We start from the raw sequence: 11,565 nt of genomic DNA, 5'->3' as shown, positions 1-11,565 counted from the left end.
GTTTCTAGTCTTATTAGGTCTGCTTGATCGTAAAGCTACAGAGGAAGCAAAAGATTATTTGATGAGTTCCATTGAAGGATTAAACCAACAATCCAATTTTTACACTAACGACAGTGTACTAAATTATTTATTGAATGAGAAAATCTCAATTGCTAAAAAGGAACAAATTGATTTCAAAGTTAAGATCTTTCTATCAGAAAAAATTAGTATTGATAACGATATTCTTGCAATAATAATTGGAAACTTAGTCGACAATGCATTAGAAGCTTGCATTAGAATAAAAAGAAGTGAAGACAATGAAATATTACTAGTAATTAAGCAGTTCAATAGAAACCTCTTGATTGATATATCTAATACTTTTGTTCCCTTAGAGACTAATTCTAGAAGAAATCGTCAATATGAAGGAATAGGTGTTAGAAGTATAAATGCTTTAGTTGAAAAGAATGGTGGTCTATATAAGCAGTGGATTGAAAACAAGAAGTATTTTGTAAGTATTGTACTTTTTGATATCTATTAACTTTATACAATCTATTCTTAATCAAATATTTTTAATAGATAATCGCTCGGCCTCAAAATTCTAGCTTTTAAGGTCGAGCGATTATCTATTTTTTGTTTGTTCTGAAAAGGCACATTTGATTCCGAATAAGCGAAGTATTACTGATAGAGTTCGTTATATAGTCTCGCTTTCATCTATTCTTTTACCAACATAACGAAGTATAGGGAGCATCGCCAATAATACACATAAAGCTCCTATGGATGCGAAAAATTGAAAGTTTATCAATGACAGTGCAGAAACGTTAGCTAATACAACAATAGAAATAATGCTAGTAATCACTGTATACATTGTTGATGAAAAATAAATACCAATAAAGCTAGAAAAGAGGACGATTGATAAAGTTAATAGTACACAAACTACTGCAACAAAAATAAAATCCACCCAATAACTTTTAATTGGTTTACCCAGTATTGGAAAAATAGTTTCTCCTATTGAAAAAATTGAGTTGACCAATAGAAGTGCTACAAATTGAGGCAAACCCAAAATACATCCAAATACTATGTTCTTGATTAAATACAATCTACTTCGCTTTATTGGATATAAAAAAACTCTATTTCTATGATCACCAACATAATTTTTAACAATATAACGGCTTATTGCTACAGCTCCATATACTGAAATAATACACATAGTTATTGTGCTTGCTAAACTAAGTATTGCTGGATAACTTGTTAAAATATCATCTCCATCATTTCCCTCAAATTTCCCCACGATTACAAAAAAATAAGTAAAAATCAATTGAGAGAGAAAAGTTAATGCAAATGTTGGAAATATAATTTTCTTCATTTTAGAAATCTCAAAATGATAATAATTCATTTAATAAATACCTCCATTTACTTTCATTTTTCCGCAGTTAATTGGTGATAATAGTCTAATATTCCACCTTCATAAGTACGGTTGATATCATCAATTTTTCTCATCTCACTCGTTCTACCATTTGACATCAAAACAATATCAGTTGAAATATCTTCAAGGTCAGTGAAAGTATGACTTGATATAAGTATAATTTTTTTTCTTGCTAACGATTTCAAAATGTTCTTAACTAATTCAATTCCATCAGGGTCTAGTCCATTAAAAGGTTCATCTAAAATTAAAATTTCCGGATTGTGTGTCAGAGCTACTGCCAATTGTAGCCTTTGCTTCATCCCTAAAGACATTTTTCCAATAACCGCTTCTGGAGAAACATTCAATTTCACTTGCTGCAAAAGAGGGCCCCATGAACTAGGTTTTTTTAACCCATAATAGTGAAAATGTTCTTCAAATAACTCATGAACAGTAAGTTCAGAAATACTGTCTAAAGAAGTAAATATCGTTCCTATTTTCAGTAAGTTTTTATAATTATCCTTTTGTGAAACAAGATTATCACCAAACCAGATTTCTCCCTCATCAACAACAACCAATCCACAGATACTTTTCAACAAAGTAGTCTTCCCAGCACCATTTGGCCCTATTAGTGCATGTATTCCTCCTCTTTTGAAACACAAATACTCCACATCAATCACTAGATCATTCTTAATATATTTTTTTAAATTTATTAGCCTAACTTGATCCATATTGACTTACTCCTTTCTCGATAGGGCAAATAATGATAATCCAAAAGTAAATAGTACCCATATAATAACCACAAATAAATCCACAAATGAAATTGATCCTAGGCCAAATAATGTAGCTCTAATCAAATTACTTGTTGGTACAAAGGGAAGTACATTGTATATAACTGTCATCCAATCCGGAAGTCTATCAGCAGGGTAAGTAATAGGAGAAAACAGTAGACCACCTATCATAATAATTTGTGTCACCAATGCAACAAAATTCGATGGAAGCCAATATGCTATCGCAAAGCCAATAGAAATCATTGTTACTTGTGCCAGCAGGATAACAAGAATACTTGTAAGAGATATGTTGATTGATATATTAAATCTAATCATAGCAGCCAAGCATGACATTAATATTCCGGGTAGTGAAGCGATACCCCATATGATAATATCCGCAATTAGAATACTCATACGATTGACAGGTAAAGTCTTTTGATATTTTACAATTCCATCTTGTTTAGCAGTATTAACTATTTGAGCTGCTAAAACACAACCAACAGCAATAATTCCCAAAGTAATCGCACCTGAAGATAGATATAGTGAAGTTCCTTCATCTATTTCCGGTATCAATAAAGCTAGCCCATATACAATGGCGAGAGCTAAAGCTGCTTGAGCTATACTAAAAGTTGGCAATAAATATTTGTGCCTAATCAGACTCCAACGAATCAAACCCCAAAACTGTAGTAAACTATAGTTTTTTGGCATTACTTCAGCATGTATTTCAAGTCTACTCTTCATTTGTCAACTCTCCGTATAGATTATTTATTGAAGATGGTGCAAGCCGATAGTTGACTACTTCATTTTGACTGATTTTTCTTAACACCCAATTCAAAGCATCTGGAACTTGTTTATGTGTTAGCTCGAAATCATATTGCATCTCTTCATTATTAAAAACAATATCTAATGCTTCTGGAAAATCATTTAAGTCCGACGAATTATTAACCGTTATTGTTAGTAAGTTTGATACAGATAACCCTAATTTCACTTCTCTAATGGGAGAATCCTTAATTAATTTTCCTCGATCCATAAGAAGATATCTGTCAGTGTATTGTTCTACTTCTAACAAATTGTGCGTGACTACAACGATAATATGCCCTTTTTGCGCAAGCTTCCTCAAGTATCTCCAGATGATTTTTCTTCTCACAGGGTCTACATCATTTGTAGGTTCATCTAATAAAATAATAGGTGGGGGTGCTACAACTGCCATAGCAAATGAGGTAAGTCTTTGCAATCCCCCTGATAATTTTTCTCCAGGTTTATTTGCCCATTCCTCAATCTGCAATTCCTGAATTATGTCATCAGTCAGTTGCTTATTTTCATATCCACTAACACCTTTTATTCTTAAAACTGACTCAACAGATTGTCTCAATGTCACACCAGCTAACGGTGCATGAAACTGCGGCATCATTGATATTAAACTTCGGGCAACTTTAGTTTCTTTAACCAAAGAATGTCCCTGATAAGTTATAAAACCTCTATCTGGTTTTGTTACACCAATTATTTGGTTTAAGAATGTTGTTTTACCAGCACCATTGTGACCTGTTAAAGCTACAACTTCACCAGCAGAAAAACAAGTCGATATGTCATCGTTTGCTTGTACATTGCCTTTTCGATAGCTTTTACTAATTGAATAGATGCATAGATCATTTTTCATTTCTTCACCCCTTTATTTTCTTTAAAAATTTAGTGCACTATGTTAATTACACTATGCACGAAAGGAATAAACCATAGAAAAACTAATATGAACGTAACGAAGTATCCTATTAAACGAATTTTACTTAGAAAGGGATTCTGGCTGTTTGAAGCCTTTGAACTAAAATCTATGAAAGGATCATCAATAATCATAGATACCAAAAATTGTCCATCACTTTTTTTGTGAAAGCGCAACTGCCAAAGAATCCTAATCCACAATATGGAACAAGATACAGGAAGAACCCAGCTATTAATCCAGAACTGAGAATAAGTCAAAATTGAAAGGAGGAATAAATCAAAAATTACTCCCGCACTAATTGCAGTAACTCTACCTAAGAATGACCATACCCAGATATGGGACATTGCAACTGTTGCGGTTGCCTTTTTAAAATTCAGATTCAATCCTCCTTTTGTTTTTTTCCAACTATTAGCGAATAGCATGTGCATTACCTCATGAATAGAAGTAGTTACCATGGATAAGAGTATAATAAAAGGAATATTCACCCATATGTTTGTATCTTTAGAGATTAATTTGCTACCAATTGGAATACCAAAAAAGAATGTAGAAACAATTATACTTATTAAAGAAATGAAGCCAACAATCAATATCCCTTTTCTAAGAGTAGTCCACTTTTTCGCGACATTCTCTTCTAAAAATTCAAATTCTTTTGATTCAATAGACTGGATAAATCCAGTTTCAGTAAGAGTATTTATGAACTCTTGGTCATAAATTTCTGGATTAAGAACTCCTGATGATAAAACAGTAACAATCTCTTCGTCAACAACAATTGGTTCGGATTTAGTTGATAAGATTATATAGTCCCCACACTTAAGCTTTCTACTAAACGTTGGATTTAAGACCAATAATTCGGACATAATATACTCACTTTCCACCTTCATAGTATTGAAAGATTTCCCAATCATCTACATTTCCTTCACCACAAGTTGGACATTCTTTTGGAAATCTCGGCCATGAAGGATGTCTAAAAGAGGAACCATCTTCATAATTAATTTCATATTGAGTTCCCAAACTTCTTGGTGCAGCATAATTAGTCACCAATCTGACTAATTCATCAACAATCCCTGAGGTTAATTGGAAAATTCCTGGTCCGTATGCAATGGATGGGGGATCAAAATTAATTTCTCTAAATCCCACAAATTGTTCGATGAACTTTGGATCATTTTTACTGAAATTCAAATTTAAACAGTCGAAACAACCTGTTTCCCTTGGAATCACTGTGTAAACTCGTCCTCTACTTACTTGAGAGGCTCCAAATACGCATGGTAATCCAGCCCGCACAATCGCTTGATTAACAATTCTTTGAATAATAAAAGGAGGTTCATCAATTGCGCAAATTACCACATCCACGTCATTCGTAAATAATAGGACATCCTCAACAGTGACAATTTTTTTATTATGACTCTCAATGATTATGTTTGAATTCATTTGAGAGAGTGCTTCCTCAGCTACTTCGGTTTTCAACCTACCAATATCAGATTCTCTATATAGAAATTGTCTCCCAAGGTTACCTGCTTCAACTCTATCATAGTCAACAATAGTAATTTTTTTTGGACCTAATCCAGCTAAAAGGGTCAAAATATTTGACCCTCCACCTCCAAGTCCCAATAAAAGTATACGTGTATCATTCATTTTTCTTTGAATGTCAAATCGATTACCTTGTGTATTCGTAAATCTGCTGAAATAGTTAACATTGGCAATGTATCTGTCTTGAGTTTCTTGTTCAGGTAGTGCTTCTTCAAGGACTCCTTCACTATCAAGTAATTCTATTCCACCAATAACATCTTCCTCAGTCAAGCTAGGAAACAAGGTCTGCATTTCCTTTACTACTTCATCTATATGTCGTCCGTCCAGTATTTTAGCTAGTTCCCAATACTGTTTTTCTGGATCTTCGAATTCTGTTGTAATCCCCAGTTGAGCTCCAATTCTGAATACTTCGGGATTTAATTGATATAACGGATAAATCGGTTTTATTCGCGGATTTTGAAATGACATAACTAAAGACCTCCTTATGTTATAATTTCTCTGGCGTGTTAATTAGCGAAAGTCATATAGTAGATTTTTGATAACTCAGCTGCGCAGATATCAAAATATCGTTTATGTGTTCTGAAAGAAGTTAAATAAAAACCAAAGGCAAGATTATTAGATAACCTCGCTTTTGGTTTTCGTCTGTCATTAAACGATAATCCACCATGCTGTAGCATCAACCTTTACCGCTTTGCTAACTTTAACATTTTTCATAGCTATCCCTCCCTTCGTATTAAGTTACACCTTTGCATAATAGGTTAGGTGCGTTTAATCACATATAGGGTTTAGATAACAATAGAATTCTTTTAACCTAAAAATTAAAAGAATTTACTTGCTATCGTTACATTCACAATAATGTTAAATTCCAAAAAAATTGGTAAGCTGTAACAATTGACAATCTAGATGTAATAATTAACCTCGTATATGACTCATAAATCAAAAATATGGTCAAATTCTTTCGCCCCCAATCGGAAACAAGAAATAGAAGTTATTTTTACTTTATAAATGCAGTGTAATCTTAACTAAATATCTTCTTGGATTACACTAAAATTGCTAAATCAAGTGCATCTTTATGGAATCTTTTCGATGAAGCCAGTGAACAGCAATTTCAAACAACTAATACCAGAGTAAATACATAAAATGATTGAGAAAATTTTTGTTCATGAACGAGATACAAGCACACAATGAGATTCATAATTTTGGTCTTGGAGGATTAATCATCACAGAAGATGAATTAATCTAACAGGAAAAAAAAGAAAAAAAAAGCAATATGACCACAAATGAGATCAATATTGCTTATAGGTAAATATTTCCTTATGAAAAGTTAAATGGCTTTGGCGTTTTTATTCGTAGCTTAGACGATTCTTTCCGTCACTTTGTCGTTCTATCCATGATTTTGGCGTTCCTATCCACGACTTTGGCTGTTCTTTCCGTCACTTCGGCTCTTCTTTCCGTCGCTCTGATTTCCATCCGTCACCTTGGCTCTTCTTTCCGTCACTCCTCTGATTGTTCGTTAATCCATTGTAACGTTTTTGAGCCTAGACCTCCGGCGCGCCATAAAACAACCTCATTGTAGCGTCTCTTTTGCACGTATGCTGTCCATTTTTCAAGTGTTTCCTGATCGGCATACCAAACTTCATGCTTCACTTTTTGTTCATCTACATACGTGAAATATGCAGCACCACTTGCTTTATCGCGTTGTTTAACCGCTTTCGTTTTGTTCAGTAATTCCTCTGCCTCTATCTCTGTTAAAGCAACTGTTTTGCCTTGATTCACCCATTCAAATCCGCCAGTTGCAAAAGCAATCGCTAGTTTTTGATTGGACTTCTTACTGTTTTTTATTAAGTCATTTAAAAATGAAAAGGTTGCCTTTGCACCTGGACCACTATGATATCCGTGCACATTATAAGCCATCACTGTATATTTAGGTCCATCTGGCAATTTCACATCAAACGGGAAGCTAGGTTCTAGTACGACATGTAATGAAATACCCTTTTTTGATAGCTGTTTATAAAGCTCCTCTAGGAAACGGACATACCCAGGGAGGTCCTCTTTAGCAATCTTTTCATAATCAATTTCGATACCTTTCACATTGTATCGTTCAACAACTTGCATAATATTATCAATATGTCGCTGCCTAAATGACGCATTTTGAAACAATCGATGCAATAACGTACTATCCTTCTGAACTGATGGGGCGTTATCTGTAACAGTATCGTTAATTAACGTAAGTATCACATTATGGGATACATCAAATTGTTGCTGTGTTTGTTTCAACATTTCTATCGCATCTTCTGTTAGTAATAATTGGTCACTCTCATTAAAATAAGCACCAAAAACGCGAATGTCTTGTAAGCCCTGTTCTGAATTTCCCACATCCTCGATGGCAGATTTGATTTGCCATTCAGGTAACCAAATAGATAATTGAAGCTTTTCTTTGTTCTTCAACGGCTCTCTCGCCTTTACAGGTTCTTCTTTACTATTACTACAGGCCGTGATAATTAGTAGTGCTAGACAGATAAACAAAAAAATTTTTTTCACTTAATTTAGTTCCCCCCGTTTTAGAAGGTTTCAATAAAGAAATCAACAACGTTATTAAATAAAGTCATTGTTTTGTGCTTTACTTTATCGAAGTTCGTGTATTGGTTAGTAAAAAGTGTATGATCGTTAACATCTGTAATCAAAATATCTTCGATGAATGTATCATAAATATCATCTGCATACTGTTCATGCGAAGTTTCTTTTTTGCTGAACATCGCACCAAATCCAATTTGTGACCCTTGAATGTCAGGATTTACTTGTATTGTTTTGGATAATACTTTATCTACATCTATCTTTATTTTATCCTTATTAACAGCAATATTAAATACTCTTGTGTTTGTTAGATTTCGTGGATACTCTTCCTTATCAATTCTAGAGCCTTTTTGCGTAGCCTGATAATCGTATACAGTAGCCTTATTAAATGCATACTCTTCTTCATTCCACTTTATTTCATTTAACGGGAAACGCTCCTTCTCAACAACGCCTGATTTTGGTAATTTTTCAGAAACAACAATCTCATTATCTATTAATGCCACCCGAATATAGCTATTATTTTTTTCATCGTAGTTTAAATAAATAGATTGTTGTCCAACGACATTCCCTTTAAAGGCAAAGTTTATATTATATTTCTCTGGAAGTGTTTCCTTCAATACTACCCGACCTTCACTAGAAGGTGCTGATGTTATAATAATCTCATTATTTTCATATTCTGCTGCACCATTCTTTACAGACCATTCTTTTGCCCGTTTAGGATCTCCGACTTCAAATTCTACATTTTGCTTACTAGCTTGTCGGATTTTCATCATCAAGTGATTGGTAGACCAATAGGGCGATACTTGTAATCTACTTAAGTTGTAGAGATTAGCATCCGCATTATTATATGCCCCTAGCTCCAAATTGAAATGCATTTTAAATTTATCTTTAATTTGTTTATTATTCGCACGTTCAACTAACGAATCCATATTATTATAAAGTGAGTTGGCATGCATAATCGCATAAGCATTAGGAACTTCTCCTAATTCTTCCTCATAAATATCTTGCATTAGCTTGTAATCTTTTTGGATACGTTTTTCCATTTCCTGTCGCGTTTCACTTGGAATCATATATTGATTGCGAATGAAGTCCATTAAATAATGATTATAATATTCGATAGTCGTTTTATTCGGCACATTATTTTCATCTATAACACCTAACGACTGTCCTTTATTATTATAAATATTAATATATGTTAGACGGTACCCATTAGAGCCCAACTCCCAATAGCCACTTTTTTCCATGAGTAATAAGTCTTTCGGCTTTAAAAATTTGTTGTCCCGTGTATCCATTTTATTGGCGTACGTAAACATCGTAGCTTTATAGTTTAGATCCTCCATGATATTTTGAGCAAATATACTAGAATCTGTCCGTCCATCTTCAAATGATAAAAACAAAGCTTTTTCTGGCAACGGTTTGTCTTTCTGATAAAAATCTAAAATATCTTGCTGAGTAATTGTTTGATAACCCTGACTTTCAAGTAATGCTAGTTGTTTTTTTAAATTCTCTTTAGATACGTATTTGGGAGATTCACCTCTGCTCACACCAAAATAAGATAATGCGATGAAACCATCTTTATTTTCTAGAGGAACCGTTTCCTCTTCCCTTTTTTCTGTTAAAAACACTACACGTATTAAAATAATCGCTAAAAATATAACGATAATCGCTTGAACAATGGATCGTATTATTTTCCTTCGATTTTTTTTAGCTGGATTTAATACAACATTTTTTTCACTCATTTCTTCTCACCCATTTTTCTATTTAGGATCGAAAATCGAGATTTTCGTAACTTTTGTTTTTCCAATTTCTTTTCTTTGGCGATGATGTCTTGAGGTGTTTCTCTCGTACCCCATGTTGATTTCCAAAATGTAACCCATGCAACAGGCATTTGCCACAGCAAAATAAATTCATAGAAAAGTACAAAGATAAAGCCAAATGTCCATAACTTACTTTTTCTAAAGAAAAGATGGGCCAAGCTCATTAACATTGCCATCAATAACAAGCCCATTAAAAACGTTGTTGGAAAAACGCCATGCATAATTGGCACATAAAGTAGATTGTAAACAACAACAATAGGGGCTGCTATTGGTACGATTAAACCGATGATGAAGAAAAGAAACATAAAAGGTTCCTTCTTCCACATAAATAAAAATGCCCGTAAAGATTCGCGTAGCCATGATCGTTTCCATCTCATTTGTTGAGATAAAAAGACTTTTGTGTCTGATGGAACAATTGTAGAACATACGGCATTGTCTTGATATCCCGTTCGATGTGTTTTTAAAATATAGTTTGTCATACTACGGTCATCCCCGAATGTTGCGGGTTGTCCAAGAAATTTTTGGTTTAACCATGCTGTCTCGTTCTTTAAAATAAGCTCTTTTCGATAACATGCTAATGGACCAGATAAGCAAGTTACTGTATCAAACCAAGACTCAGCAGCTTTCATGATCCGAAAGGCTATATAATAGCGAACGGTTTGCAATTTTGTCAGAGCATTTGTAAATTTATTTTCAACTTCTGTTCTTCCAGCCACACCGCCCATTTTAGGATCTTGGAAAGGCTGCACTATATTTCGAATAGCATGAGGTTCTAAAAAACTATCTGAATCTACGAAAACGACTAATTCGTGTTTAGCAAGATGTACTCCTGCCACTAAAGCCTCACGCTTCCCTCCATTTTGAGGTAGCTTATGGAAACTTAAGCGATTCTTTGTTTTAAATCGCTCACCCTCGCTATGAATAAGTTCAATCATTTCTTTTGCTTTTTCCTCAGTTCTATCTGTTGAATAATCATCTACAACAATAACTTCTAATTTGTCTACAGGATAATACTGATTAATACAGCTTAAAATTGTTCTATGAATCCATTCTTCTTCGTTAAACACCGGAATAATAATAGAAACGCCCGGTTCAAATTTAGGATTTATCGGCACATTCCTATAGAAAATACCGAATAAATATCGACTTAAAAGAAATGTTGCAGCAATAATACTATATAGATATAGGAATTTATTGAATCTGAAATAAATAACACTTTCAGCCCTCATTAATATCACAATGAGAGAAACAATCAATAGAAATAAACTTGCCACAAAAATTGATAGTCCCCAACGTTTTTTAGTCATATAGTCATTTAAAGGCTGTAAAAATTCACATGCATAATAGCATCTTGTTTCACCATCTACTTCTTTCGTAAAATGACGAACAACTTTCGCTTTTACCTTTACCTTAGATTCATAGCCCTCTGGCATCGCACCACCAGGTATAGTAAATTTCATCGTAATAATTTCATCTATTAAAAAATTATCAGGACTATTTGAAAATATAAGGATACCTGTAACCGAAATATCCTCCGCATAATGTTTGTCACTAACCCTTTGCTTTGCTCTTTTAATTTGTACTTCAAAATTAGTTTCATAGCGTAAACTTAACAGCTGTAAACGATATATTTCATTGACATCTGTAGGATCGATTTCTTCCTTTTGATACGAAGCACCCCGTCGATTAACGAGATTTCGTACATTTTCTGGGTCAGGAATATTCGATAAAATGCGTCGATCAGAGCGTGGTATCGTTAAAATCTCTTTTTTCTTATTCATGATT

Annotated in this window: 10 protein-coding genes; 1 reads left to right on the top strand and 9 read right to left on the bottom strand. The window is 33.7% G+C overall.

The annotated features are described in order from the left end of the window. Positions 1-517: GHKL domain-containing protein (locus ACFCYJ_RS14705; protein ID WP_376074684.1), on the top strand; the 517-nt coding region annotated here is incomplete at its 5' end. A 153-nt stretch (positions 518-670) separates the two neighbouring features. Here the strand turns inward: ACFCYJ_RS14705 and ACFCYJ_RS14700 are convergent. The 9 genes from ACFCYJ_RS14700 to ACFCYJ_RS14660 form a co-directional block, all read right to left on the bottom strand. After that, complete coding sequence (locus ACFCYJ_RS14700; RefSeq protein ID WP_376074683.1) at positions 671-1,372, bottom strand: hypothetical protein; 702 nt, start codon at positions 1,370-1,372, stop codon at positions 671-673. A 23-nt stretch (positions 1,373-1,395) separates the two neighbouring features. After that, positions 1,396-2,109: an ATP-binding cassette domain-containing protein gene (locus tag ACFCYJ_RS14695; RefSeq protein ID WP_376074682.1), complete on the bottom strand. Its 714-nt coding sequence runs from the start codon at positions 2,107-2,109 to the stop codon at positions 1,396-1,398. A 6-nt stretch (positions 2,110-2,115) separates the two neighbouring features. Beyond that, positions 2,116-2,889, bottom strand: a complete 774-nt coding sequence (locus ACFCYJ_RS14690; protein WP_376074681.1) for an ABC transporter permease — start codon at positions 2,887-2,889, stop codon at positions 2,116-2,118. Next, positions 2,879-3,805 (bottom strand): ABC transporter ATP-binding protein, encoded by a 927-nt coding sequence (locus tag ACFCYJ_RS14685; RefSeq protein WP_376074680.1) that lies wholly within the window; start codon positions 3,803-3,805, stop codon positions 2,879-2,881. Before ACFCYJ_RS14685 ends, ACFCYJ_RS14690 begins: the two co-directional genes overlap by 11 nt. Positions 3,806-3,834: 29 nt before the next feature. Beyond that, on the bottom strand, positions 3,835-4,719 hold the full coding sequence (locus ACFCYJ_RS14680) for a hypothetical protein (RefSeq protein ID WP_376074679.1): 885 nt from the start codon (positions 4,717-4,719) through the stop codon (positions 3,835-3,837). A gap of 7 nt (positions 4,720-4,726) precedes the next feature. After that, complete coding sequence (locus ACFCYJ_RS14675; protein ID WP_376074678.1) at positions 4,727-5,857, bottom strand: ThiF family adenylyltransferase; 1,131 nt, start codon at positions 5,855-5,857, stop codon at positions 4,727-4,729. A gap of 1,026 nt (positions 5,858-6,883) precedes the next feature. Next, entirely contained in the window at positions 6,884-7,930 is a 1,047-nt protein-coding gene (locus tag ACFCYJ_RS14670; RefSeq protein WP_376074677.1) for a glycosyl hydrolase family 18 protein, read from the bottom strand. Between the two features lie 20 nt (positions 7,931-7,950). Beyond that, positions 7,951-9,702, bottom strand: a complete 1,752-nt coding sequence (locus tag ACFCYJ_RS14665) for a polysaccharide deacetylase family protein (RefSeq protein WP_376074676.1) — start codon at positions 9,700-9,702, stop codon at positions 7,951-7,953. Beyond that, entirely contained in the window at positions 9,699-11,561 is a 1,863-nt protein-coding gene (locus ACFCYJ_RS14660) for a glycosyltransferase family 2 protein (RefSeq protein ID WP_376074675.1), read from the bottom strand. Before ACFCYJ_RS14660 ends, ACFCYJ_RS14665 begins: the two co-directional genes overlap by 4 nt. Positions 11,562-11,565: the final 4 nt, after the last annotated feature.

Origin of the sequence: Lysinibacillus sp. NPDC056232 (genome assembly GCF_042267565.1) — a bacterium.
GTDB lineage: Bacteria > Bacillota > Bacilli > Bacillales_A > Planococcaceae > Lysinibacillus.
The sequence above is the reverse complement of the archived record's forward strand: the minus strand, read 5'-3'. Positions and strand labels throughout refer to the sequence as shown.

Bases quoted from the DNA above. Each gene is read 5' to 3' on its own strand.
- ACFCYJ_RS14700 (WP_376074683.1), bottom strand. From the start codon at position 1,372: ATGAATTATTATCATTTTGAGATTTCTAAAATGAAGAAAATTATATTT.
- ACFCYJ_RS14695 (WP_376074682.1), bottom strand. From the start codon at position 2,109: ATGGATCAAGTTAGGCTAATAAATTTAAAAAAATATATTAAGAATGAT.
- ACFCYJ_RS14690 (WP_376074681.1), bottom strand. From the start codon at position 2,889: ATGAAGAGTAGACTTGAAATACATGCTGAAGTAATGCCAAAAAACTAT.
- ACFCYJ_RS14685 (WP_376074680.1), bottom strand. From the start codon at position 3,805: ATGAAAAATGATCTATGCATCTATTCAATTAGTAAAAGCTATCGAAAA.
- ACFCYJ_RS14680 (WP_376074679.1), bottom strand. From the start codon at position 4,719: ATGTCCGAATTATTGGTCTTAAATCCAACGTTTAGTAGAAAGCTTAAG.
- ACFCYJ_RS14675 (WP_376074678.1), bottom strand. From the start codon at position 5,857: ATGTCATTTCAAAATCCGCGAATAAAACCGATTTATCCGTTATATCAA.
- ACFCYJ_RS14665 (WP_376074676.1), bottom strand. From the start codon at position 9,702: ATGAGTGAAAAAAATGTTGTATTAAATCCAGCTAAAAAAAATCGAAGG.
- ACFCYJ_RS14660 (WP_376074675.1), bottom strand. From the start codon at position 11,561: ATGAATAAGAAAAAAGAGATTTTAACGATACCACGCTCTGATCGACGC.